The organism is Streptomyces sp. ISL-11 (assembly GCF_018614525.1).
In the GTDB taxonomy this organism is placed as follows: Bacteria; Actinomycetota; Actinomycetes; order Streptomycetales; family Streptomycetaceae; genus Streptomyces.
This window is the reverse complement of the sequence record NZ_JAGGOL010000103.1, coordinates 1-24,296: the sequence shown is the minus strand read 5'-3', so window position 1 is coordinate 24,296 and position 24,296 is coordinate 1. Positions and strand designations below refer to the sequence as shown.

Genomic DNA, 24,296 nt, shown 5'->3' with positions numbered 1-24,296 from the left:
CTGTGCGGTGAGGGCCATTAGCGTGATGCGTGGCTGGGCGGGCTCCTGTGGCGGATCGCGGGCGACCGCGGCCGTTCCCGCCCCAGGGCGAGAGGACGCGCACGATGACGCACACGTCGGGCACCGGAATGACGCCGTTCGACGAGTTCTACGACCTGCCCGATCCCCGGGGCTACTTCCGCGCGCTGGGCCCCTGGGGGTACCGGACTCCCCACCACGCCCAGGAGATCTTCCGGCGCCTGGTCGCGGCCCGTGGGGGCGCGGCGACCCCGGTGGTGGACATCTGCTGCTCCTACGGGATCAACGCCGCCCTGCTGAACCACGAGGTGACCCTGGACGACCTGTACGCCCGCTACACCTCACCGGAGATCGCCGCGCTCACCACCGCGGAGCTGATCGAGGCGGACCGCCTGCACTTCGCGGCCCGGCGCCGTCCGGGCGCGGCGCCGGTGACCGGCCTCGACGTCGCCGCGCACGCCGTGTCGTACGCGTGTGCCGTCGGCCTGCTGGACGACGGTTTCGCCGAGAACCTGGAGACGGCGCCGCCGAGCGCGGCCCTGCGCGAGCGCACGCGCGACGCCCGCCTGATCACCCTCACCGGCGGTGCGAGCTTCCTGACCGGCCGGACGCTCGACGCCCTCCTGGACGCCGCGCGCGAACCGGTGTGGGTGGCGGCGTTCGTCCTGCGGACCGCCTCCTACGGGCCGATCGAGGATGCCTTGGCCGCGCACGGCCTGCACACCGAGAAGGTCACCTCCCGCACCTTCCCGCAGCGCCGGTTCACCGGCGACAGGGAACGGCGGTACGCCGTCGACGCGGTGACCGCGGCCCACGAGGATCCCGCGGGCAAGGAGAGCGAGGGCTGGTTCCACGCCGCCCTGTATGTCTCCCGGTCACCGGCGGACGTGAAGGAGTTTCCCCTGGCGGCGCTGCTGCCGTGCGCGTGAGCGCGAAGGGGGGCGCTCGTACGGTCGTCGACGATCCCGGCACGAGGCCGTGTCCGGCGGTCTTCGGCTGCCGGCTGTCTTTGCCGCCTGCGGCGGCGAGCGCCCTGCGGGCGCGTCCTCAAGCGCCGGACGGGCTTGATTTCGGCTGAACTCAGCCGATTTCAGCGCGTCCGGTGCTTGCTCCCCTTGCGCCCCCTGGCCGTCGCGACGAGCATCCCCATCACGCTGTCGGCCGGACCCCGAGAGGGTCACGGTGCCCGTCGTGCCGGCTGAAGTAGTCGCGTAAGCCGGCCCATTGGGGCACTGAAGCGCCCGGGTCGACGACTCCCAGCCGCACCTGCGGGCAGTGGGTCCGGGCGAGCTCGAAGGCGCGGGCGGGCTCTCCGGATCCGAGTTCCGTCCACCACACCGGTTTGTCGCCGTCCCGGTACGCGCGCATCGCCTCGGCCACGGCGGGGAAGTCGGTCACGTCCTGAACGCCGCCGGGCGGGCCGGGGCGGAGGGCGAGGACGTCGAAATGGTCGCGGGCGCCCGCGGCGTAGACATCGCGGACGAAGCGGTGGTCGGCGCGGCGGGGGCCGCCGAGGACCACGACGGCCGAGGGGTGGCCGGACCGCAGGCCGGCGGAGCACGCCGTGAGGAGTGCGGCGCAGCGGGCGGCGCGCTCCGCGGGACGGTGGACGCCGGTGGTCCCGGGGAGGTCGGGCTCGTGCCGGACCTCCCAGGCGTACACGCGGTCGCCGTACGTGGCCGCCATCCACCGGGCCCAAGAAGTGATGGCCCCGGGGCCGTCGGAGAAGCGGGCGGACGCGTCGCGCGAGGAGGCGCCGGGGCGCGCCCACGCCGGGGAGTCGTGGAGCGTGAGCAGGACGTCGACGCCGCGCGCGGCGGCCGCGTCGAGCAGGGTCGACAGGCGCTGGTGGTACGGGTGTCCGGCCCGCTGACCGCCGCGCCGGCGCTCGCTCCCGGGCCGGGCGACGTCGACGCGGACGAGGCCGACGCCGTACGCCCGCAGGGTGTCGAGGTGACGGTGGAACCCGGAGCGCGGCCGCCCGCCCCGCCAGTAGCCCCTCTCCATGCCGGGGAACCGCGCGCCGAGCGCGGGCGGCAGGGGATCGGCCGCGAGGGCCGGTGCTGCCGTGGGGGTGGTCGTGGCGAGAGCCGCTCCGGCGGCCGAGACGACGAAGGTACGGCGACGCATGCGGAGCAGCCTGACAGCAGGGGCCACCACGGCCGCCTTTCCAGGCGGGGCGTCACCCGTACAGGTGGCCCGGGCGGGAGCTCGTTGCCCGCAGCGGGCGCGCGGAGCGCACGGGTGTCATCGCGGCCGCGCGGGCGCCGCAGGGGGTGCGCACAGCTTCCGCACCACCCGGGCCGAGCTGTGAAAGTCCCGCGAAGAAAGGCGCTTTGAGCGGCGAGGAGAGCGATTACCGGACAAGGGAGGGCCTTCTTGTCCGCTCACCGCTCACCGAACTCCATGTGGGGACACGCCTGTTGACGAGGGCGGCCATCGATGCGCCCGTGATCCCGGGAGCCTGTGGGGCAGCGTGTTCACACGACCGAATGTCGCTCTTGAACGCCGCCGGGAACCGTCGCGACACTGAGCCCTACTTGACATGGACGCGACCGACTCATCGGCGTCCCGCCGCGTCCGCGCCATCGGCTCCGGCCCATCCCCCTGTCCCGCACGTCCTCGCTTCACGCATGCCCTCACTTTCCCGTACGCCGTCACCGCGCGTACGACCTCCACGCCCGGTCACCGATTCCGCCGGGCACTCCCCCACAGGAGGCCACAAGTGATCCACTCACGCATCCCCGCACGCCGCACGGCACTGGCCGGCACGGCCGCCGCGCTCCTGGCGACGGCCGCGCTCACCCTGCCGAGCGCCCACGCGGCACCCGCGTCCGCCCCCGGCACGCTCTCCGCCACCCGGGCGGCCGAACTCGGGCAGCGACTCACCGCGGACCTCGGCGCGGCGCACACGGCCGGCTCGTACTACGACGCCGCGGCGCGCAAGCTCGTCGTCGGCGTCGTCGACGGTCCGACCGCCGCGCGGGTACGGGCCGCGGGCGCCGAGGCCAGGACGGTCGCGCACTCGGCGGCCGAACTCGCCTCGGCGAGAGGAACCCTGAAGGTGAAGGCGTCCATACCCGGCACCACATGGTCCGTCGACCCCCGCACGAACAAGGTCGTCGTCACCGCGGACAGCACGGTCGAGGGGGCCGGGCTGGCGCGGCTGGAGAAGACCGTCGCGGGCCTGGGCGACAAGGCCGCCCTCCGCAGGACGCCCGGCACGCTCCGCCCGCTCATCGCGGGCGGCGACGCGATCTGGGGCAGCGGAGTGCGCTGTTCGCTCGGCTTCAACGTCACCAAGGGCGGCAAGCCCTACTTCCTGACCGCCGGGCACTGCGGCAACGCCTCCGCCTCCTGGTCCGCCTCACAGGGCGGCGCCCGGATCGGTACGACGGAGAGCTCCACCTTCCCCGGCCACGACTACGCGATCGTGCGCTACACCTCCAATACCGCCCACCCCAGCGCGGTGGACCTCTACGGCGGTACGCAGCGGATCGCCCGGGCCGCAGCGGCGACCGTCGGCGAGCAGGTACGGCGCAGCGGCAGCACGACCCAGGTCCACGACGGCGAGGTCACCGCTCTCGACGTCACGGTGAATTACGAGGAGGGCGCGGTCGAGGGCATGATCGGCACCTCGGTCTGCGCCGAGCCGGGCGACAGCGGTGGCGCCCTGTTCGACGGCGACGCCGCCCTCGGGCTCACCTCCGGTGGCAGCGGCGACTGCTCCTCCGGCGGCGAGACGTTCTTCCAGCCGGTGCCCGACGCCCTGACGGCGCTCGGGGCGCAGCTTCCCTGACGTGCGGGACGGGCCACGGCCCCCGCGCCGGGCTTCCGGTGCGGGGGCCGTGGTCACGTCGTCATGGGCCTTGAGGGTCAGTTGACGCGGCCGTACCAGACGCTGCCGGTCCAGATCTTCTCCAGGCGGACGGACGCGCCGGGCTTGGGCGAGTGCCAGATCTTGTTGTCGCCGGCGTAGATGCCCACGTGGTAGACGTTGCTGCCGGAGTGGAAGAAGACGAGGTCACCGGCCTGGCGGGAGCCCGCGGACAGGTGCCGGGTCTTGTTGTACTGCTGTGCGGCGGTGCGCGGCAGCGTCTTGCCGACCTTCTTGAAGGAGTAGAGGGTCAGGCCCGAGCAGTCGAACCGGTTGGGGCCCGCGGCGCCGTACTGGTAGGGCGAGCCCTTCTTGGAGGCCGCGACCTTCAGGGCGCCCTGGCCCGCGGTGACCGCCTGGGCGTCGCCGGACAGGCCCGGCAGCAGCATCGAGGCGGTCACGGTGGCGGCGGTGAGCACGGACGCGGCACCGGCCCGGGAAACGAGCGCGGGTATGCGAGGGAACGCAGACATGCCAAACCCTTCGTCATCCGCCTGCGAAAGATGACCTGTCGGGTTCGGGCTGTCGAAGTTGCCCGGCCACGGATGTGGCTTCACCCCAAGGACCACCGCGATCGTGGTCCGTCGTGCTTGGGTCTCCCGCTCCTGCCGATCCATTTCGAATCTGCTCCGCACCCGGTACGGCGGCAGGACTCGGCGTCCGCCCGGGTCGCCCGCCTCGGTGACGGGATCTTGTGTTCGATCCAAGATCCTGCATCACGGAACGCCGGAATCAGGCGTTCAGAGGGGGTTCTGTGAACTTCTTCACTTCCCGGCCATTCGCGGAACCGGGGTACGTATTCACACCACACGGATCATCTGAATCCTTTTAGCGCAAGGAAGTTGGGAGATCCGGATGGCCACTGAAATCGAGTCACATGAGTCCGGTCGGAGCGGGTACGCGCACGGGTACGCGGCGTCTTTGCGTCAGAAAGCGGCGGCGCGCGGGCGGTGGCGGTTCGCCGGGACGGCACGGGGGTAGCGATACGACATGCTCACCCTAGGGATCGAGGAGGAGTATCTTCTGCTCGACCCGGCCACCGCGCTGCCCGTACCGATGGCAGAGCAGGTCTGTGCGGCGGTGGACCTGGAGCCGGTCGTATCCGAGCGGGAGATTCAGGCGGAGTTGTTACAGGCCCAAGTGGAAGTTGCCACTCCGGTCTGTACGGACCTGGCGGAAGCGAGCCGGCATCTGCTGCGGCTGCGCCACGCGGTGAGCTCCGCCGCCAAGAGGACGGGCTGCCGGATCGCCGCGAGCGGCACCTCACCGCGCGCGGGCCTGACGCCCGTACCCGTGACGCGCCATCCGCGTTACATGGCCATGCACAGCGAGGCCCCCCAGCTGGTCGACGAGCAGCTCGTCAACGGGATGCATGTGCACGTCGCCATCCCCGACCGGGAAGTGGGCGTCGGCGTGCTCAACCGGGTCCGCCCCTGGCTGCCCGTCCTGGTGGCCATGGCGGCGAACTCGCCGATGTGGCACGGCCAGGACACCGGTTTCGCCAGCTGGCGCACCGTGGTCTACAGCCGCTGGCCCGTCTGCGGGCCGCCGCCGCACTTCGCCGGCCTCGCCGACTACGAGGAGCGGATCCAGGCGCTGTTCGTGGCCGGTGCGATCACCGACCGGGGGCAGCTGTACTGGCAGGCCCGGCTGTCCGACCGCTACCCCACCATCGAGGTCCGGTGCCTGGACGTCCAGCTGCGGGTCGACGACGCCGTCATGCTCGCCGGGGTCGTCCGGGGTCTGGTGGCGACCGCCATCCGCGACGAGAAGAGCGGCCCGCTGGCCTCCCACTGCAGCCCCGAGTTGCTGAACGCGGCGAACTGGCACGCGGCACGGCACGGACTGGACGGCGTGCTCGTCGATCCCGAGGGCAAGCGGCGCGACGCCGAGGACGTCGTCCGCACCCTGCTCGGACACATAGGGCAGGCGCTGGAGGAATCGGGCGACACCCAGCAGGTGCACGCGCTGGTCCACCGGCTCCTGCGGCGCGGCACCCCGGCGGACCGGCAGCGCCGGGCGTTGGCCAAGGAGGGCCTGCGGGCCGTCACCGACCTCATCACCGAACCCTGAACGGGGGCGGATCGCGAAACCATGAGCCCGGCGACCCCGAGGGCGCCGGGCTCGGCACGTGCTTCCTATAACGCGGCTCTCGGCAGCTGCCGGCGGATGTTTCCCGCCCACTGCGGGCCCGGACGGTCGGTCAGGGAACGAATCGTCCCTCTCCTTCGGCAGCCATTCGGCCCACGGTGACGTTGGCCAGGTCAGCGGCACCCCCGTGACTGCTGACCCGTGCCTCGATCATGCAGCAAGGATGCGATCATTTCTGTCGGGAACTTTTCATTGGAAAAAGTCGCCCATGAAATCGGCTTCCTCTCGCGGTGCCGGTCGTGATATTGCGTGATATTGGGGGAACACCGTGGACAAGGAAGCGCTGCGCGCTCTGCTCCGTGAACGGCGCGCTCACATCGCGCCGGAGGACCACGGGCTCGCCCGGCCCTCGCGCCAGGGCCGCCGGGCCCCGGGACTGAGCCAGAGCCAGATCGACCAGCTGCTGCACCGCACCCACGGCACCTACAACCGGCTGGAGACGGGCTCGTACCCCCACCCGCCGGAGGACCTGCTGCGGGACGTCGCCCGGCTGCTGGCGTTCACCGAGCACGAGTGGACGTCGCTGTGGCTCTACGCCGTGCACCGCGACCCCCCGTACCCGCTGCACCAGCGCTCGGGGACGGAGATACCCCGGGCGTGGCAGGACGTCGTCGACGGGCTGTCCCACATGGCCTACCTCAACGACCAGTCCTGGCGCGTCATCGCGCACAACGAAGCGTTCGCGGAGATGTTCCCGCGCGGCGAGGTGCCGGAGAACACCATGCGGTGGATGACGCTCCACCCCGAGGCCCGTACGGTGCTCGCCGGCTGGCGCGAGCACTGGGTGCCGATGGTCCTCCCGCAGATGCGGGCGGCCGTGGCCGCGCTGCCCCACGACGAGACCCTCGCCGAGCTGGAGGCGGACATCCTCGCCGACCCGGTGGTCGGGCCGCTGTACGAGGCGGGCGGCCGCGCGTACGTCCATCCCGACGGTGACGAGAGGCCCCTGCTGCACACGACGAAGGGCCCCGGCTGGGTGTCGCTGTGCAGCGCCGAACCCCTGGCGTCGCCCCGCGCCCGCCTGATGGTGCTGGTCTTCCGTCCCGGCGAGCGCCGGACCCCCGCCCGCCGGGCGATGCTCCACGCATGATGACCTGATAGGAAAGCGGCCGCCCGTACCCCACCCGCACAGGCCGCCTGTCCTACCCCGTGGAGCCCCTCCGTGACACCGCACATATCGCGCCCCGCCATCGCCCTGCCCGGCCACCAGGTCTCCACCGATGACATCTGCGACGACATCCGCGCCCACCACCCCCGCCACCCACGGCTGGAGTCCATGGTGCGGGTGGCCCGGGCGACCGGGGTGCGGAGCCGCCGTTTCACCCGGCCGCTGCACTCCCCCACCGTCTCCGGCACCGCGGCGATCGAGGAGCGCAACAACGTGGCGTTCGCCGACTCCGCCCGCCTCGCCGAACAGGCCGCCCGCGAAGCCCTGGCCGGTGCCGGCCTGGAGCCGTCGGCGATCGACTGCGTCGTCACCAGCCACACCACCTCCTGGGTCGTACCGGGCCTGGACATCCACCTCATCGGCGCACTCGGCCTGCGCCCCGACGTCCGGCGCGTCCCGATGTCGTCGCTGGGCTGCGTCGGGGGCGCGCAGGCGCTCGTCCGCGCCGCGGACCATGTCCGGGCGCATCCCGGCAGCCGGGTCCTGGTGGTCGTCGCGGAGACGATCAGCACGCTCTACAACCACCGGAACGCCACGTTCGAGTCGATGATCTACAAGGCGCTGTTCGGTGACGGTGCCGGCGCCTGCCTGGTCACCGACGTTCCCCTGGGCCCCGGGCTGCGGGTCGACGACACCTGGGAGTACCTGCTGCCGGACAGTCACGACTGCTACTGGGGCCGGCTGGACGGCGACGGTCTGCACTTCGACTCCACCCGGGCCGCGACCGAGGCCACCGCCGACGTGATGCCCGCCCTGTGCGGCTGGCTGGATCCGCGCGGGACGGCCGACGGGCCGGCGTGGGCGATCGTCCACCCGGGCGGGCCCCGGGTCCTCGACGACTGCGCGCGCGGCCTGGGCCTCGGCAAGGAGGTGCTGCGGCACTCCTGGAACAGCCTGCGGGAGAACGGGAACCTGGGCGGGGTAGCGGTGCTGGACGTCCTGGCCCGTACGCACGACGACCCGCCCGGTGACGGCGCGTCAGGGGTGCTGCTGGCGTTCGGCCCCGGTTTCACGGCCGCCGCGTGCCGGGGCACGTGGTGTGCCTGACGGGCCCTCCCGCGGTGCGCGCGGTCAGTGGGCGGAGTCGGCCCTGAACCCGCGCGGCACCAGCACCGCCGCCAGGACGACGGCCGCCGTCACGATGCCCACCGACACCAGGGCGGCGACGGTCAGGGCGTCGTCGAACGCCGACCGCGCCGCCTTCAGGACGGCCCGGCCCGCCGCGCTGTCGTGGCCGAGGGACCGGGCCACCTGGTCGGCGCCGCCCACCGATGCGCGGGCGCTGTCCAGGTCGGCGCCGCGCACCCGGTCCGGCAGGCCGGTCATCCGGGAGCGGTAGACGGTGCCGTGGATGCTGCCGAGCAGGGCCACGCCGAAGCCGATGCCCAGTTCGTACGCGCTCTCCGAGACCGCCCCCGCCTGGCCGGCGCGTTCCGGCCGGACGGCCGCCACCAGCACCGCGGCCGAGGCGGTGATCGCCATGCCGTCGCCGAGGCCGAAGGTGACGAGGGCGACGGCCACCACGGCGTAGTGCAGGGGCTGCGGCGCGGCGGCCAGCAGGACGAAGCCGCAGAGCAGGGCGGCCAGACCCGCCGTCAGCACGGGCCTGACGCCGGTCCGGCGCAGCAGCCACGGCGTCAGCAAGGAGGCGACGAGCGCAGCGAGGGCCACCGGCAGGGTCCGCACGCCCGCCGCGAGGGCGTCGTAGCCGTGCACGTACTGGAGCCAGAGGGAGATCAGGAAGAGGGCGGCGCCGATGGCCATCATGGCGATCAGCGTGGCCAGCGCGGCGGCCAGGAAGGCGCGGTTGGCGAACAGCCGGACGTCCAGCAGCGGGTCCGCGGAGTCCAGCTGACGGCGTACGAACCAGGTCAGCGCCGCCAGGCCGACCAGCAGCACGGCCAGGTCGGCCGGGCGGAAGCCGCCGGCGAGGTGCTTGATGCCCCAGGCGGTGGCGATGACCCCGGCCACGGAGAGCACCGCGGAGGGGAGGTCGAGGTCGTGGTGCGAGGGGCTGCGGTACTCGGGCAGCAGCAGCACGGCCGCGACGAGGGTGACGGCCACGACGGGGACGTTCACCCAGAAGGCCGCCGACCAGGAGTAGGCGCTCACCAGCACACCACCCACCAGCGGGCCGATCGCCGCGCCCGCCCCCGCCACGGCCGCCCAGATCCCGATGGCCAGGGTGCGCTCGTGGGGGTCGGTGAAGATGGTGCGGATCAGCGACAACGTGGACGGCATGACCATGGCCCCGCCGATGGCGAGGAGGATCCGGCCGGCGATCAGTTGCAGGACGCTGTCGGTGAACCCGGCGGTGGCGGCGAGCACCGACGCCGCGCCGAACACCGCGAAGCCGAGGACGAACAGCAGCTTCCGGCCCAGCCGGTCGCCCACCGCGCCCGCGGTGACGAGCAGTCCGCCCAGCACCAGACCGTAGATGTCGATGATCCACAGCTGTTCCAGGGCGTCCGGCCGCATCTCCTTGATGAGCGAGGGCAGGGCGACGTTGAGGATCGTGGCGTCCATGGCGACCAGCAGGAGGCTGGCGCACAGGACCGCGAGCATCGCCCAGCGCGCGGAGCCGGCCGGGTGCGGGCCGGCAGGGGCCGCGGAGGAGACAGGGTCCACGAGGGGGAACGTAACCCGTGCCCCGGTGGCTCGCATCCGCGCGCCGGCGGGGGCCGGTCCGGCTGCCGAGCCCTGACCGAGGCGGCGTCATTCCAGCAGGCCCCGCCGCATCGCCTCCGCCACGGCGGCGGCGCGGTCGGAGACGCCGAGCTTCTCGTAGAGCCGTTGCGTGTGGGTCTTCACCGTGCTGGCGCCCAGGTACAGTTCGGCGGCCAGCTGCGGGATGCTCTTGCCGTCGGCGAATCCGCGCAGTACCTGCCGCTCGCGGTCGGAGAGGACCGCCGGGTCGCGGTCCGCGCGCATCCGGATCTCGTCCACCAGCCCGCCGGCCAGTTCCTCCGAGACCACCTGCCGGCCGCTCGCGACCTTCAGCACGGCGTCCACGATCTCGGAGCGCCTGGCGTCCTTGGCGAGGTATCCGGCGGCCCCTTCCTGGACCGCCCGGTAGACCACGGCGGCGTCGGTCGTGGCCGACAGCAGGAGGACCCGGGTCGGCGCGTGGTCCCGTACGAGCGCGTGGACGACGGCGATGCCGTCCAGGGTGGGCAGCCGGTAGTCGATGAGGGCGACCTGGGGTTCCAGCTCGCGGATCACCCGCAGGGCGTCGGCGCCGTCCTCGGCCTCGGCGACCACCTCGACGCGGCCGCTGAGCTGGAGCCCGCGGGCGATGCCCTCGCGGTAGACGGGGTGGTCGTCCGCCACCACCACGGTCACCCGCGCACCGGAATCGGCCACCGTGCAACCGTCTCCTCCCGTAGGCCCGCCGCCCGTCACGGCCGCTCCCGGACCACGATAGGCGGGGCCGTGTTCGTGCGCACCACCGCTGCGCGGCGGTGTCCTCAATCGCCGGACGGGCTGATTGTGGCTGAGCTCAGCCACAATCAGCCCGTCCGGCGTTTGAGGACGCGCCCGCAGGGCGCCCGCCGCCGCAGGCGGCTCGGTCAGCCGGCACCGCCCGCGGCACGCCGTGCTCCTCGTGGCAGCCTGACCTCGATCGTCGTGTTCCCGGGCGCGCTGTCCACGAGGAACCGGCCGCCCGCGCTCTCCACCCTCACATAGTGGCTGGCGAGCCCGATGTGGCCCTCCTTCACCCGGCGTCGGACGACCCGGGGGTCGAAGCCGGCCCCGTCGTCGTGGACGGTCAGGACGGTCGTGCCGTCGTCGACGGCGAGCCGCACGCGCACGTGCGAGGCGCGGGCGTGCTTGACGATGTTGCCGAGCAGTTCCCGGGCCGCCGAGTACAGCAGGGCCTCGTGGCCGACGCGGCCCGGCAGCCTCAGGTCGTAGTCGACGGCGAAGCCGCCGCGGCGGGCGAACCGGTCCCCGGCCGCGCGCAGGGCGGCCTCCAGGCCCGCCGTCGCCAGGATGTGCGGGTGCAGATCGAAGATGATCTCCCGCATCTCCTTGACCGTCCCGCGCAGCTCCGTCTGCGCGCGGGCCAGGGCGGCCGATCCGGCCGAGGCGCCCGCGCCCGTCCGCATGGCTTCCGACTCGACCTCCTCCAGGTCGTGGAGGGCGGCGAGAAGGGTCTGGACGGCACCGTCGTGCAGCGCGTCCGCGAGGTCCGACCGCTCGCGGGTCTCCGCGGCGAGGGCGTCGTCGAGCAGCAGCTCGCGGGTGTCGAGGAGGTCGGAGACGGCGCGTGCACGCCGGCCGAGGAGCAGGGCGATGAACGTGCACACGCCGGTGACCCACAGGACGTAGACCTCGTCCACGACGACCGGCCAGCTCGCCTCCGTGGGGTCGTCGAGCAGGTGCGGCAGGGACATCCCGGCGTAGGCCGCCATGCAGACCGGGCCCAGCGCGGCGGTGACCTTGGGCATCTGCCACAGGACCGTGGCCAGGGGCCAGGCGAAGTACGCGTAGCGGACCGGGGAGTCCTGGCCGCCGGCGGCGGCCGCGAGACCCGTGATGATCAGGAGGTCGGCGATCAGGGTGGCCACCGCGCCGCGCAGCCCGGTCACCGGCCGCCGGTGGACCCACAGCAGTCTCACCAGCGACCAGAGCAGATACACGCCGAGCAGGCAGTTGAACCAGAAATGGTGGAAGTAGTCCACCGCCGGCTGCTGCCCCGCCAGGAAAAGCGGAATGAAGAACGGGAGCCGGCTCCACGCGACATAGCGCGAGGACTGGGCGACCATCTCGCCGGTTTCCCGCTCACGCCACCGTGTGGTCATCGTTTCGACATTACCCGAGGCCCTGCCGTGTCCGGGTGGGCCGATCGGTGGAAATGGCATTCCCCCGGCCGGTGGGCCGACCGAGGGATATCCCGGAGAGGCCCGCGCGTCCAGCATGGAAAAGGCAAGGATTCCCAGGGCCCACCCGCGTGAGCGCCTATGGGCCCGCATCGGAAGGAGCAGGAATATGAATCGCTCCGTACGACGTGTCGTGGTCGGGGTCGACGGTTCGGACGGGAGCCTGGTCGCGCTGCGGCAGGCGGCGGGAGAAGCCCGCCGGCACCGCGCCGAGCTGCGTCCGGTCCTCGTCTACTCCTCCCCGCAGGGCGACTACGCCGACATGCTCTGGCCGCCGGACCCGGAGGAGTCCCGGGAGCTGGACGACCGGGCGCACGAGGCCCTGCGGTGTGCGTGCGACCACGCGCTGGGCGGCCTTCCGCACGATCTCCCCTGCGCTCCCGTCGTCGCTCGGGGACAGGCGGGCCCGCTGCTGGTGGAGGCCGCCGACGCCGACGGCGACCTGCTCGTGGTCGGCGGGGGCTCGCACGGCGCGCTGCACCGCCTCCTGGTGGGCTCGGTGAGCCGCTACTGCCTGCGGCACGCCCCCGGGCCGGTCCTGGTCGTACCGCCGAGGAGCGCCACGGGAGCCGGTGGCCCGGGGGAGCCGGCCCTCAGCAGCCCAGGGGATAGGGAATGACGCGCTGGGTGGGTCCGGTGTTGCGGCACAGCCCGTAGCCCTGGCCCTTCAGGTCGTCGATCAGGCCGGGCAGGGCGTCGGGGAAGCGGCTGAAGAGGTGCCCGAGGACGACCCCGCCGCGCTTGTCCGCCGCCGGGGCGTTGCGCACGCTCGCGCGGATCGCCTCCGGGCTGCGGTAACCGTCGCCGGTCCGTTCCCAGTCGAGGGTGTCGACGGTCCAGGTGCAGATGCGGTAGCCGAGTTCGGCGGCAATGCGGGTCTCCCGGTCGCCGAAGTCCCCGTAGGGCGGGCGCAGCAGGGTGCTGGAGAGGCCGCGGCGGATCTCCGTACGGGCGTCCTGCTCGGAGAGGCGCCGCAGGTGGGGGTGGGAATAGGTGTGGTTGCCGACCCAGTGGCCCTGCCGGCGCAGGGTCTCGGCGATCCGCGGCTGCTGGGACGCGTACTGGTTGATGAGGAAGAACGCGCCGCGGACCCCGCGTCTTTGCAGGTACGCCCCCACCTCGACGGTCCGGTCGTCGTTGCCCTCGGGCCAGTCGTCGAGGGTGAGCAGCACCCGTGGGGAGGTGTTGCCGCAGCGCTGGTGGTCGTATTCCCCCGGCCCCGCCGCCGGGGCCGCCGCCGGGACGAGGGCGAGGACGAGGGCGGCCAGGGCCACGGCCGTCGTGGACCGGGCGCTCTTCCATGAACCGGACATGCGCGGACTCCTCCAGTGATCGGACTGTCGTCGGGTTTCGGCCGGGCTGTGGTCGGACTCCTTCTGTGGTCGCCGTGCGGTCCGATCATCCTGCCGCCGGGCCCGCCGCGCCGACAGCGCGGAGCGTGTCGGGGGTGACATGGCGGATGACGCGGCGGGCGATGTGAGGGCGTGATGTGGCACACACCCCCTCCCCCTCCGCGGCGGCCGCCACCTGGATCTTTGCGCGCGGGGCAACCATTCCTTGCCCGTCGGGCATTGGAACGCGACCCGCCGCGTCCGCAGGATGCGTGCTGTGAACACCGACCGAGACCATGACCTGCTGGCCGTCGTGAGCCAGTCCGGACCGACCGTCACCTTCTTCGACGCCGTCACCCATGAACGGCTGGACGTGCTCGACGTACCCGCCGAGCCGCACGAGTTGTGCTTCGACCCCGACCGGCGGCTGCTGTACTCCACCACCACGTATGTGTCGGGTTACTACCACGCCCATCAGGGGCGGGCCCGGCTGATCGGCGTCATCGACGTGGACACCCGCAAGGTCGTCGGCACCATCGACATCGGCCCCGACCACGCCCCGCACGGGCTCGCGCTGGACCGGGAACGGGGCCGGCTGTACGTCAGCGTCGAGGCGACGGCGACCGAACCCGGCGGGGTGGTCGTCCTCGACGCGGGGACGCATGAACGCGTCGGCAGGATCCCGGTGATGGCCGACGGCCCGCACTGGTTCGCGATCTCCCCCGACGGGCGCCGCGGCTGGTCGACCAACAAGGAGGCGCCGTTCGTCTCCGTCGTCGACCTGGAACGCGGGGAGTTCGCCGGGCGCGTCCCCGTACCGGGCAGCGAGGGCCTGGACGTCTCGCCCGACGGACGGTACGTCTACGTCGCCGCACCCAAGGGTGACTTCGGCAGCCCGCCCGCCGCGCCGGCGGGCATCCGGGTGATCGAGGCCGCGACGGGCGAGGTGGTGCGGGTCCTGCCCACCGGGGGCGTGGTCTTCCCCGTGCACACGACCGCCACCGGCGCGGTCCTCGCGGGCGAGCTGCGGATGGCGGACGCCCCCGGCGGCGCGCTGGGCGCGCAGCGCGACGGTGTCCTGACGGTCTTCTCCCCGGACACGTTCGAGGTGGTGGGCCAGGTGCCGGTCGGCCGGTTCCCGCTGACCATCACCTCCTCGCCGGACGGGGCGACGGGCTACGTCTCCAACGTCATGTCCGGCACCGTGACCGTGGTGGACCTGCGGGAGATGCGCGTGGTGACCACGCTGGAGGTCGAGCACGCGGGCGAGGCGGGGGCGCACGGGCTGGCGTACGTCCCCGCGGCCGGCTGAGCCTCAGGGTGCCGGGTCCGCGGCCCCCTCCGCCCGGTCGGTGAGCGCGCTCATGGCCTCGGCGTCGGCCCGCAGGCCGAGTTCGCGGTACAGGGCGGCCGCCCGGTCCAGGTGGCCCGCGGCCTCCCCGTGCCCGCCGGAGGCGCTCAGGGCCTGGCCGAGCGCCTGATGGCTGCGGGCCATGAGGAGGTTCTCGCGGGTGAGGCGGGCGCCGTCCAGGGCCCGCCGGGCGTGGTCGAGGGCGGCGGCCGTGTCCCCGGCGGCCAGCAGCGCCTCGGCGAGCCGGTAGCGGCACTCGGTCTCGATACGGGCGTGGCCGCTGACCCGGGTGCGTTCGAGCACCTCGGTGTAGCGGCGGACGGCGTCGGTGTGCCGGCCGTCGTAGGAATGGCTGAGCGCCTCGGTCATCATCACCGTGTTCAGCCATTCGCGGTCCTCGTCGCCGGTGAAGACCTCGGCGAGGGCCCGGCACTCCGCACCGATACGGGCCAGTTCCCCCCGGCAGCCGGGGTCGCGCACCTCGACCTGGACGAGGACCGTGCGGCGCCTGGCCGTCAGCCGCCGGTCGCCGGTCGCCTCGGCGAGGGCGACGGACCGTTCGGCGAAGGCGCGGGCCGGTTCGTGCTCGCCGCATTCCAGGGCGATCTCGGCGAGCATCGACAGGGCGAACAGCACGGCAAGGTAGCGCCGGGTGTCGGTGACGGAGGGCGCGTCACCGAAGAGCTCCAGCACCTTCAGCAGGTGGGCCCGTGACTCCTCGAAGGCGGCGTGCTTGCGGTGGATGACACCCGCCGCGTAGTGGGCGGTGCCGATGATGTCCTCGCCGCAGTGGGCCCGGGCGGCGGGCACCAGATCGCCGGCCGCCCGTACGAGCGAGGCCAGCGGAACCGATTCCTCGAAGCAGGGCATGAGCGCGAGGATGTCCACGCTGAGCGCCACGGCGTCCGGATCGCCGGTGACGGCCGCCTGTTCGACGAGGGCGGTGAGCGCCGGCAGGATGACGCCCACCCAGGACACGGCCACCGTCCCGGTACCGACGTCGGGGCCCGCCGTGCGCCGCGGGTGTGTCGTGCTGGTGAGCGGTTTGCCCAGCGGCTGGGTCTCCTCGACCGCGGAGACGACACCGGCGCACAGGAAGTCGAGGGCCAGCAGCACCGCCTCGCGGCGCTGCGCCGCGGTCAGACCCGTACGCGCCTTGGTGCGCGCGTACACCCCGACCAGGTCGTGGAAGCGGTAGCGGCCCGGGGCCCAGGTCTCCAGCAGGGCGGCGTCGACCAGCGCCTCCAGTACGTCCTCCGCGTCCGCTTCGGGCAGGCACAGGAGGGCGGCCGCGGCCTCGACGTCCCATTCGGCGCGGTGCGGGATCGACAGGAGCATGAAGGCGCGGGCGTGTGCGGAGCCGAGCTGGGAGAACGACATCTCGAAGGCCGCTTCGACGGCGAGGTCGCCGGCCCGCAACTCCCCCAGGAGCCGCGCCTCGTCCGACATCCTCTCCAGCAGCGCGGCGACGGTCCAGGCCGGCCGGGCCGCGAGGCGGGCCGCGGTGACCCGCAGCGCGAGCGGCAGGTGCCCGCAGGCGGCCGCCAGCGCCGAGACGGCCTCCGGCTCCTCCGCCGCGCGCCGCGGGCCGGCGATCCGGCCGATGAGGTCGACGGCGTCGCGCCGGCCGAGCCCGTCGAGGGGCAGGGTGAACGTGGCGGGCATGGCGGTCAGCGCACGAGCGGTGATCAGTACGGCGCATTCGGGCGCCCCGGGCAGCAGCGGCTGGAGTCGGTCGACGCCCACGGCGTTGTCGAGTACGACCAGCACGGCGCGGCCGGAGACCGTGGAGCGGAAGAGGGCCGCGCGGTCGGCGAGCCGGGCGGGGATCCGGGCGGGCGGGACACCGAGGGCGGTGAGGAATCCGCTGAGGACGTCCGCCGGGTCGACCGGCGCGCCGTCGGCGCCGCGCAGTTCGGCGTAGAGCTGCCCGTCGGGGAAGGACTCCACGACGTCGTGGGCCGTGCGCACGGCGAGCGAGGTCTTGCCGACGCCGCCCATGCCGGTGACGACCGCGACGGCGTGGGTGCCCTCGGTGAGCGCGGCGGCGAGGGCGGCCGCCTGGTCGCGCCGGCCGGTGAAGTCCGCGGGCGGCGCGGGAAGTTGAGCCGGTACGGACGTCTCGGTGACGGGTGGCCGCATCGTCGGCGCCGCGGGTAAGGGCGCGGACACCGGGGCGTCGGACAGGGCGGCCGCCTCGCCGGCCAGTATCGCGGCGTGGGCCGCCTTGAGCTCGGGCCCGGTGTCGATGCCCAGCTCCTCCTTGAGCACCCGGCGGGCCCGGTCGTACGCGGCGAGGGCGTCGGCGGTCCGCCCCGACCGGTAGAGGGCGAGCATCAGCGCGCCGTGCAGCCGCTCCCGGTAGGGGTGCACGTCCAGGGCGCGCAGGATGCCCGGTATCGCGTCCGCGTGCCGGCCGCACGCCAGCAGCAGTTCCAGGTAGTGCTCGACGGCGGAGGCGCGCTGCTCGGTGAGCGTACGGCGCTGGGTGTCGGCGTACGGGCCCGAGAGCCCTGCGAGCGCGGGCCCGCGCCACATGCCGAGCGCCTCCTCCAGCACCGCCACGGCGACCGCGGGGGCGCCGTCGGCGGCGGCGAGCCGGGCCTGGGCGGTGAGCCGCCCGAACCGCAGGGCGTCGACGGCGTCCGGCGGCAGCCGCAGGATGTAGCCACCGACGGCCGATTCGATGACCAGCGGCTCGGTGGGCGCGGCGCCGCCCGGGGTGCGGTCGGGGGTCAGGCGGGAGCGCAACCGGTGGACGTAGTTGACGACGACCCGCCGGGCGGACGGCGGCGGGTCCTCGGCGTAGAGCCCGTCGACCAGCTGAGAGGTGGTCACCAGGCTGCCCGCGCGCAGCGCCAGCGCCGCCAGCACCGCCTGCGGGCCGGGGGCGCCCGGCGAGATGGCGGTCCCCTCCTCCACCGCGCACCGGAGGGGACCGAGCAGCTGAATCCGAATCCCACTGTCCAGAACGCCCAACGGTGAGAACTCCCCGCATATCGACGGATGAATGGAGCCGCATCATAGGCGAGCGATCACTCCGGGTACCAGCGCCGAACGGCCCTACCGGACGGAGCGGGCACAATTGGGACGTGTCCAGAAACCACGCGAACCGACAGCCCGCCGTCACCGCCACCTCTCCCTGCCCCTGCGGGCTCGACGCCACGTACGGCGACTGCTGCGGCAGCCTCCACGACGGAAGGAAGTCGGCGTCCACGGCCGAACGCCTGATGCGCTCGCGCTTCAGCGCCTTCGCCGTCCACGACGCCGCCTACCTGCTCCGCACGTGGCACCCCTCGACGCGACCGGACACCATCGACTTCGACCGCCGCCAGCGGTGGACCCGGCTGGAAATCCTCGCCACGAACGACGGCACACCGTTCCACTCGGAGGGCACGGTGGAATTCCGCGCCCACTACACGCTGCGCGGCCACACGGACTCCCAGCACGAGAACAGCCGCTTCGTGCGGGTGGAGGGGCGATGGGTGTACGTGGACGCCATGGAGTGAGCCGGGCGGCCACTGCCCGGAGACAGGCGATTCGGTCCAGCGCCGTCCATGCCGTACTGTTCGGAGCAACGACGCGGGGTGGAGCAGCTCGGTAGCTCGCTGGGCTCATAACCCAGAGGTCGCAGGTTCAAATCCTGTCCCCGCTACTTATTGGTGAAGGCCCGGCAATTGCCGGGCCTTCACTGTTTTTCGGTTGTGGGTCCCACGGTGTCCGCGAGGTGCCTCGGTCAGGTGCCGATGTACGCCGCGAGGTGCTCGCCGGTGAGGGTGGGGCGGGTGGCTACGAGGTCGGCGGGAGTGCCCTCGAAGACGATACGGCCGCCGTCATGGCCGGCGCCGGGGCCGAGGTCGATGATCCAGTCGGCGTGTGCCATGACCGCCTGGTGGTGCTCGATGACGATGACCGACTTGCCGGAGTCCACGAGCCGGTCGAGCAGACCGAGCAGCTGCTCGACGTCGGCGAGGTGCAGGCCGGTGGTCGGCTCGTCGAGGACGTAGATGCCGCCTTTCTCGGCCATGTGCGTGGCCAGCTTGAGCCGCTGCCGCTCGCCGCCGGACAGCGTGGTGAGCGGCTGGCCGAGGCTGAGGTAGCCGAGCCCGACGTCGGCGAGCCGGTCGAGGATGCGGTGCGCGGCCGGTGCGCGCGCCTCGCCGGCGCCGAAGAACTCCTCTGCCTCGGTCACCGACATCGCGAGCACCTCGCTGATGTCGCGGCCGCCGAGGTGGTACTCGAGCACCGAAGCCTCGAACCGCTTCCCCTCGCACTCCTCGCAGGTGGTGGCGACGCCGGCCATCATCGCCAGGTCGGTGTAGATGACGCCCGCGCCGTTGCACGTGGGGCAGGCGCCCTCGGAGTTGGCGCTGAACAGCGCCGGCTTCACGCCGTTGGCCTTCGCGAACGCCTTGCGGATCGGGTCGAGCAGTCCGGTGTACGTCGCCGGGTTGCTGCGCCGCGAGCCCTTGATCGCTGCCTGGTCGACCGAGATCACACCCTCGCCCGCCGGGATCGACCCGTGCACGAGCGAGCTCTTGCCGGAGCCGGCGACGCCGGTGATGACGGTCAGCACACCGAGCGGGATGTCGACGTCGACGTCGCGCAGGTTGTTCGCCGTCGCGCCGCGGATCTCCAGTGTCCCGGTGGGCTTCCGCACCGTCTCCTTGACGACGGCCCGGTCGTCGAAATGATGGCCGGTGATGGTGCCGCCGGCCCGCAGCCCTTCGACGGTGCCCTCGAAGCAGACGGTGCCGCCCGCCGTACCGGCGCCGGGGCCGAGGTCGACGACGTGGTCGGCGATCGCGATCGTCTCCGGCTTGTGCTCCACGACGAGCACCGTGTTGCCCTTGTCCCGCAGCCGCAGCAGCAGGTCGTTCATCCGCTGGATGTCGTGCGGGTGGAGCCCGATGGTGGGCTCGTCGAAGACGTAGGTGACATCGGTGAGCGAGGAGCCGAGGTGGCGGATCATCTTGACGCGCTGCGCCTCGCCGCCCGACAGGGTGCCCGACGACCGGTCGAGCGAGAGGTAGCCGAGGCCGATCTCCACGAACGAGTCGAGCGTCTGCCGCAGCGCGGTGAGCAGCGGCGCCACCGACGGTTCGGCCAGGCCGCGGACCCATTCGGCCAGGTCGCTGATCTGCATCGCGCAGGCGTCGGCGATGTTGATCTTCTTGATCTTCGACGACCGGACTGTCTCGCTGAGCCGGGTGCCGTCGCACTCGGGGCAGGAGGTGAAGGTGACCGCCCGGTCCACGAACGCCCGGATGTGCGGCTGCATCGCCTCCCGGTCCTTGGACAGGAACGACTTCTGGATCTTGGGGATCAGCCCCTCGTAGGTGAGGTTCACGCCCTCGACCTTCACCTTGGTCGGCTCCCGGTAGAGGAAGTCCCGCATCTCCTTCTTGGTGAACTTGCGGATCGGCTTGTCCGGGTCGAGGAGGCCCGACTCGGCGTAGACCCGCACGGTCCAGAAGCTGTCCGACTTCCAGCCGGGGATGGTGAACGCGCCCTCGGCGAGCGATTTGGAGTCGTCGTAGAGCTGGGTGAGGTCGATGTCGGAGACCGTGCCGCGGCCTTCGCAGCGCGTACACATGCCGCCGGTGCGGCTGAAGGTCACCTTCTCGGTCTTGGTCTTGTCGGCACCGCGGTCGACCCTCAACCCACCGCTCGCCGTCACCGAGGCGACGTTGAAGGAGTACGCGCCGGGCGGGCCGATGTGGGGCTTTCCGAGCCGGCTGAAGAGGATGCGCAGCATCGCGTTGGCGTCGGTGGCGGTGCCGACCGTGGAGCGGGGGTCGGCACCCAGCCGCTGCTGGTCGACGGTGATCACGGTCGTCAGTCCGTCGAGTACGTCGACCTCGGGCCGCGCCAGCGTCGGCATGAAGCCCTGCACGAAGGCGCTGTAGGTCTCGTTGATCAGCCGCTGCGACTCCGCGGCGATCGTGTCGAACACCAGCGAGCTCTTGCCCGAGCCGGAGACGCCGGTGAACACCGTCAGCCGGCGCTTCGGGATCTCGATGCTGACGTCCTTGAGGTTGTTCTCTCGCGCGCCGTGCACGCGGATCAGATCATGGCTGTCGGCAGCAATGTGCAGCGCAGGCGACTGCGTGTCCGTCGTCTTGGCCTTGCTCATCGTGTCTCCGTCTGTCGGGCGGGGCCGCCCTCGCGGTCTCCGCCGGCGTCGCCTGGCGCTATCCGTATGAGTTCTGCATCAGCGCGTGGTCGGACGGGCGGCGCGGATGGCGCCCGCTCGCCGCCTGCGTCGCCCCGGTACTGGTCCCCGCGCCGGTGACGATCCACTCCTGGCCGGCCCGCGGGCAGCGCGATCCGGCGGCGCGGCGAGGTCCGGGCATTCTTCTCCCGCCGTCCGCCCCCAGCAGCCGGAGCACGCTCTCCACAGCCACCGGCCGGGAGCATCCCGCAAGCGCTCCCTACCGCTTGCGGGGCTGGTTGAAGCGGAGCATGTTGCCGGCCGGGTCGCGGAAGGAGCAGTCGCGGACGCCGTACGGCTGGTCGATCGGCTCCTGCAGTACCTCCCCGCCGGCGGCCCGGATGCGCTCGAAGGTGGCGTCGCAGTCGTCGGTGGAGAAGATCACGCCGCGCAGCATGCCCTTGGCCAGCAGTTCCGCCATCGCCTGCTTGTCGGCCGGCGAGGCATTGGGGTCGGCGAGCGGAGGTTCGAGGACGATCTCCACGCCCGGCTGCGTGGGTGAGCCGACGGTCACCCAGCGCATCCCCTCGAACGCGACGTCGTTGCGTACCTCCAGGCCGAGGATGTCGCGGTAGAAGGCGAGCGCCTTGTCATGGTCGTCGACTGCGATGAAGCACTGTGCGAGCTTGATATCCATGCCGTAGACGCTACGAGGCGGCGCCGGATTCCGCTTCTCCATTCCTGACCGATGCACCGTTCCTGACCGGTCGCGTGAAGATCTTGGCGACGCACGCCGGGATCGCGGCGCCGTCCTCGTGGCAACGGGCCCGGTAGGCGCTGGGGCTCTCGCCCACCAGCTCGGTGAAGCGCGAGCTGAACGATCCCAGCGAGGTGCATCCGACCGCGAAGCAGACCTCCGTCACGCTCATGTCGCCCCGCCGCAGCAGCGCCTTCGCCCGCTCGACACGGCGGGTCATCAGGTAGCTGTAGGGCGTCTCACCGAAGGCTGCGCGGAAGCTGCGCGAGAAGTGCCCGGGCGACATGAGGGCGACGTTCGCGAGCGCCGGCACGTCCAGTGGCCGCGCGTAGTCGCGGTCCATCGCGTCCCGGGCGCGACGCAGCCGTACCAGGTCCTCCAGGGTCATGCCACCAGCATCGCACGGCGGGGGTGACCCGCCTCCGCGATCATTGCTCCTGGGCGGTGTCCGGCGGGTCTTCGGCCGCGGGCCGTCTTTGCCGCGTGGCCGCCCTGCGGCGGAGCAGGCCGTCGTTGCCGCCTGCGGCGGCGGGCGCCCTGCGGGCGCGTCCTCAATCTCCCCCAGCTACCGCTGGGAGGTGCCCCCAGACGGGCTTGATGTGGCTGAGCTCAGCCGCTTTCAACCCGTTGGGGCACCCCCAGCGGTAGCTGGGGGAGCTTGAGGACACCACCGCGCAGCTCCCCCGCTCCCCCTCAGCAAGCCTCCCGCCAAGCGTCCAGTCCCAGGCGTTTGCGCATCGAGCTCAGGCCGAGTTTCCGGGACGGGCCGCAGAAGTCCGCCGTTCCCACCTCGTACTCCACGTGGAAGACGGCCTTCTTCGCCCGCACGAACGGCGTCAGCCTTTCGCATTCGCCGTACTGCGCGCATTGTTCGTTCACCGCGAAGTCGAACTCGGACACCAGCTGCGGAATCTGGTCCAGGTCGTTCTTCAGGCCGATGGCCAGGCCCCGGTCGTGGGCGAGCTTGACGAGCATGCGGTTGAAGGCGAGCTGGTGGGCGGCGGTCAGGGGGAAGCCGGTGTCGTTGCGGAAGCCCTCGGTGAGGTCCGGTTCGACGGCGTCGAAGCCCTTTTCGCGGCACATGTCGAAGCGGGCCGCCATGATCGGACGGAGGGTGTCGAGGCGGCGGATGTCCAGCCACTTCTCGCCCTCCCAGCCCTTGTTGCGGGAGCCGAGCAGCCCTTTCGGGAACGCGCCGTGGTCGGGGCGCCAGTCCTCCCAGGCGCCGGCGTTGATGTAGCAGATGACCTTCCGGCCGCGGGCGTGGAGGCCGGCGACGGTCCCGGCGGAGTTCTCGAAGCCGTCGATGTCGTAGACGGGCACGTCGACCGTGGTGTCGACCCGGCCGTCGAGCTGCCACTGCCAGCGGGTGCCCGGGCGGGGCTGCCACCGGTCCCCCGCCCGCGAGCCCGTCGGCGCGGGCGTCGGCGTCGATGCCGGTGTCGATGCCTGCGTCGGCTCGTCCTCCGCGTCCCCGGCATCGTCGGCGTCCGTGGCGGAGCAACCCGTCAGTGCCAGCAGCGCCACCACCGCGAGCCACCGTCGCACGCTCATCCCCGCTCCTCCTGCCCGCCGGCCGCCCACGGCGCGCCGCTCCAGGGATTGTCCCCCACTCCCGGCACCGCGCAGTGCACCGCGGCGCCCCGCCCGTCTGCGGTGCGGGCCACATCGTCGGCGTGGCCGGGCGGCACTCCGTAGACGAGGTGGCAGAAGCGGCCCGGGGGGTGGTCGGCGGTCCAGGCGGGGACGCCGGCGCGCCGGTACGTCTCCCAGGGGCCCTCGAAGGTCACCAGGAGGTCGGCGACGCGGGCGTAGCCGGGGTCGGGGTGGGTGCCGGGGTTGAGGACGGCGGTCCGCGCGCCCAGGGCGCGGGCCAGCAGGACCAGTCGCCGGTAGTGGGGCAGGGCGGCGGCCTGGGCGGGCACTTGGTCGAGGAAGACGCCGTCCACGTCGTACCACCTGCGGTGTCTGCGGATGTCGCCGACGATCTCGCGGGCGGGGCGGTGGCCGTAGCCGGTGTCGACGTAGCCGAGCAGGGGTACGCCCGCGGTGCGCAGCCGTGCGGCGGCCTGGCCGAAGGCCGCATCGGGTACGCGGCCCGGGCCGTCCGCGATGTTGAGCACCACGCCGTGCAGGCCGGCCGCGGCCTCCTCCAGTGCGGTCCAGGCGGCGGGGTCGGCCGCCGGGTGGACGTACAGCGGTACGAGCAGACGCGCCCGGGGCGCCGCGGTCGTCGGGGTCATCGCACGGGCTCCTCGGGCCGGGCGAGGGTCTCGGCCCACAGGTCGGTGAGGGACCGGTCGAGGTCCCGGCACGGTTTCCAGCCCAGGGCGCGGGCGGCGAGGGTGATGTCGGCCTGTTGCCAGGGGACGGCCGCCGAGCGCGGGGAGTCGTCGCCGTCGTCGTCGAGGCGGCCGCGGAAGCCGGCGGCCCGGACGAGGCCGTCGGCGATCCGCCGGGCGGGGTGGGCGGTGCCGCTGGCGATGTTGAGTACGGGTGGCAGCGGGCCGGGGGCGGTGACGCAGCGGGCTATGGCGTCGGCGACGTCGCGGGCGTCGACGAAGTCGCGCCGGGCGGTGAGGTCGCCGACGCGGACGCTGCCGGCG

General features: G+C 72.7%; 21 protein-coding genes, 1 tRNA gene and 1 riboswitch. Of the genes, 9 read left to right on the top strand and 13 right to left on the bottom strand.

Going from position 1 to position 24,296, the window contains the following annotated elements; all coding sequences use genetic code 11:
* Positions 1-104 precede the first annotated feature (104 nt).
* Entirely contained in the window at positions 105-947 is an 843-nt protein-coding gene (locus tag J7E86_RS21270) for a hypothetical protein (RefSeq protein ID WP_215083321.1), read from the top strand.
* A 220-nt stretch (positions 948-1,167) separates the two neighbouring features.
* Here the strand turns inward: J7E86_RS21270 and J7E86_RS21265 are convergent, their stop codons facing one another.
* On the bottom strand, positions 1,168-2,148 hold the full coding sequence (locus J7E86_RS21265; RefSeq protein ID WP_215083320.1) for a cellulase family glycosylhydrolase: 981 nt from the start codon (positions 2,146-2,148) through the stop codon (positions 1,168-1,170).
* A gap of 595 nt (positions 2,149-2,743) precedes the next feature.
* On the opposite strand from J7E86_RS21265, the gene J7E86_RS21260 reads away from it, so the two are divergent.
* The gene (locus J7E86_RS21260; protein ID WP_308312665.1) at positions 2,744-3,817 is read left to right on the top strand and encodes a S1 family peptidase; all 1,074 of its coding nucleotides are present in this window, start codon (positions 2,744-2,746) and stop codon (positions 3,815-3,817) included.
* 77 nt (positions 3,818-3,894) lie between these two features.
* On the opposite strand, the gene J7E86_RS21255 is transcribed toward J7E86_RS21260, so the two are convergent.
* Positions 3,895-4,368, bottom strand: coding sequence for a C40 family peptidase (locus tag J7E86_RS21255; RefSeq protein WP_215083318.1), 474 nt, complete (start codon positions 4,366-4,368; stop codon positions 3,895-3,897).
* Between the two features lie 3 nt (positions 4,369-4,371).
* Positions 4,372-4,551, bottom strand: a riboswitch (cyclic di-AMP (ydaO/yuaA leader).
* 334 nt (positions 4,552-4,885) lie between these two features.
* Here J7E86_RS21255 and J7E86_RS21250 point away from each other — a divergent pair.
* From J7E86_RS21250 to J7E86_RS21240, 3 genes are all read left to right on the top strand, one after another.
* Positions 4,886-5,968: a glutamate--cysteine ligase gene (locus tag J7E86_RS21250; protein WP_215083317.1), complete on the top strand. Its 1,083-nt coding sequence runs from the start codon at positions 4,886-4,888 to the stop codon at positions 5,966-5,968.
* A gap of 346 nt (positions 5,969-6,314) precedes the next feature.
* A complete protein-coding gene (locus J7E86_RS21245) occupies positions 6,315-7,136 on the top strand; it encodes a helix-turn-helix domain-containing protein (protein WP_215083316.1) in 822 nt (273 codons plus the stop codon).
* A 72-nt stretch (positions 7,137-7,208) separates the two neighbouring features.
* Positions 7,209-8,261 carry a type III polyketide synthase gene (locus J7E86_RS21240; protein ID WP_215083315.1) on the top strand — a complete coding sequence of 351 codons (1,053 nt, stop codon included), beginning with the start codon at positions 7,209-7,211 and terminating at the stop codon, positions 8,259-8,261.
* 24 nt (positions 8,262-8,285) lie between these two features.
* On the opposite strand, the gene J7E86_RS21235 is transcribed toward J7E86_RS21240, so the two are convergent.
* The 3 genes from J7E86_RS21235 to J7E86_RS21225 form a co-directional block, all read right to left on the bottom strand.
* On the bottom strand, positions 8,286-9,842 hold the full coding sequence (locus J7E86_RS21235; RefSeq protein ID WP_308312664.1) for an MFS transporter: 1,557 nt from the start codon (positions 9,840-9,842) through the stop codon (positions 8,286-8,288).
* A gap of 87 nt (positions 9,843-9,929) precedes the next feature.
* Positions 9,930-10,577 (bottom strand): response regulator transcription factor, encoded by a 648-nt coding sequence (locus tag J7E86_RS21230; protein ID WP_215083314.1) that lies wholly within the window; start codon positions 10,575-10,577, stop codon positions 9,930-9,932.
* Between the two features lie 206 nt (positions 10,578-10,783).
* Positions 10,784-12,019 carry a sensor histidine kinase gene (locus J7E86_RS21225; RefSeq protein WP_215083313.1) on the bottom strand — a complete coding sequence of 412 codons (1,236 nt, stop codon included), beginning with the start codon at positions 12,017-12,019 and terminating at the stop codon, positions 10,784-10,786.
* A 187-nt stretch (positions 12,020-12,206) separates the two neighbouring features.
* Here J7E86_RS21225 and J7E86_RS21220 point away from each other — a divergent pair, with 187 nt between their 5' ends.
* On the top strand, positions 12,207-12,716 hold the full coding sequence (locus J7E86_RS21220) for a universal stress protein (RefSeq protein ID WP_215083312.1): 510 nt from the start codon (positions 12,207-12,209) through the stop codon (positions 12,714-12,716).
* On the opposite strand, the gene J7E86_RS21215 is transcribed toward J7E86_RS21220, so the two are convergent.
* A complete protein-coding gene (locus tag J7E86_RS21215) occupies positions 12,691-13,410 on the bottom strand; it encodes a polysaccharide deacetylase family protein (RefSeq protein WP_215083311.1) in 720 nt (239 codons plus the stop codon). The two genes, J7E86_RS21220 and J7E86_RS21215, sit on opposite strands and share 26 nt — an antisense overlap.
* 295 nt (positions 13,411-13,705) lie before the next feature.
* On the opposite strand from J7E86_RS21215, the gene J7E86_RS21210 reads away from it, so the two are divergent.
* Complete coding sequence (locus J7E86_RS21210; RefSeq protein ID WP_308312663.1) at positions 13,706-14,740, top strand: YncE family protein; 1,035 nt, start codon at positions 13,706-13,708, stop codon at positions 14,738-14,740.
* A 3-nt stretch (positions 14,741-14,743) separates the two neighbouring features.
* On the opposite strand, the gene J7E86_RS21205 is transcribed toward J7E86_RS21210, so the two are convergent.
* The gene (locus J7E86_RS21205) at positions 14,744-17,701 is read right to left on the bottom strand and encodes a BTAD domain-containing putative transcriptional regulator (protein ID WP_308312662.1); all 2,958 of its coding nucleotides are present in this window, start codon (positions 17,699-17,701) and stop codon (positions 14,744-14,746) included.
* 170 nt (positions 17,702-17,871) lie between these two features.
* On the opposite strand from J7E86_RS21205, the gene J7E86_RS21200 reads away from it, so the two are divergent.
* Both J7E86_RS21200 and J7E86_RS21195 read left to right on the top strand, forming a co-directional pair.
* Positions 17,872-18,288, top strand: a complete 417-nt coding sequence (locus J7E86_RS21200) for a YchJ family metal-binding protein (RefSeq protein ID WP_215083308.1) — start codon at positions 17,872-17,874, stop codon at positions 18,286-18,288.
* A gap of 72 nt (positions 18,289-18,360) precedes the next feature.
* Positions 18,361-18,434, top strand: a tRNA-Met gene (locus tag J7E86_RS21195).
* An 81-nt stretch (positions 18,435-18,515) separates the two neighbouring features.
* Here J7E86_RS21195 and J7E86_RS21190 read toward each other — a convergent pair.
* The 6 genes from J7E86_RS21190 to J7E86_RS21165 all read right to left on the bottom strand — a co-directional run.
* Positions 18,516-20,915, bottom strand: coding sequence for an excinuclease ABC subunit UvrA (locus tag J7E86_RS21190; protein WP_215083307.1), 2,400 nt, complete (start codon positions 20,913-20,915; stop codon positions 18,516-18,518).
* A gap of 298 nt (positions 20,916-21,213) precedes the next feature.
* Positions 21,214-21,630, bottom strand: coding sequence for a VOC family protein (locus J7E86_RS21185; RefSeq protein WP_215083306.1), 417 nt, complete (start codon positions 21,628-21,630; stop codon positions 21,214-21,216).
* Between the two features lie 10 nt (positions 21,631-21,640).
* The gene (locus J7E86_RS21180; protein WP_215083305.1) at positions 21,641-22,078 is read right to left on the bottom strand and encodes a helix-turn-helix domain-containing protein; all 438 of its coding nucleotides are present in this window, start codon (positions 22,076-22,078) and stop codon (positions 21,641-21,643) included.
* Positions 22,079-22,383: 305 nt separating this feature from the next.
* The gene (locus J7E86_RS21175; protein WP_215083304.1) at positions 22,384-23,244 is read right to left on the bottom strand and encodes an endo alpha-1,4 polygalactosaminidase; all 861 of its coding nucleotides are present in this window, start codon (positions 23,242-23,244) and stop codon (positions 22,384-22,386) included.
* Positions 23,241-23,933 carry a spherulation-specific family 4 protein gene (locus tag J7E86_RS21170; RefSeq protein ID WP_215083303.1) on the bottom strand — a complete coding sequence of 231 codons (693 nt, stop codon included), beginning with the start codon at positions 23,931-23,933 and terminating at the stop codon, positions 23,241-23,243. The genes J7E86_RS21175 and J7E86_RS21170 overlap by 4 nt, the downstream gene beginning before the upstream one ends.
* A partial coding sequence (locus J7E86_RS21165) for an NAD-dependent epimerase/dehydratase family protein (RefSeq protein WP_374223835.1) occupies positions 23,930-24,296 on the bottom strand: 367 nt, incomplete at its 5' end. The genes J7E86_RS21170 and J7E86_RS21165, both read right to left, overlap by 4 nt.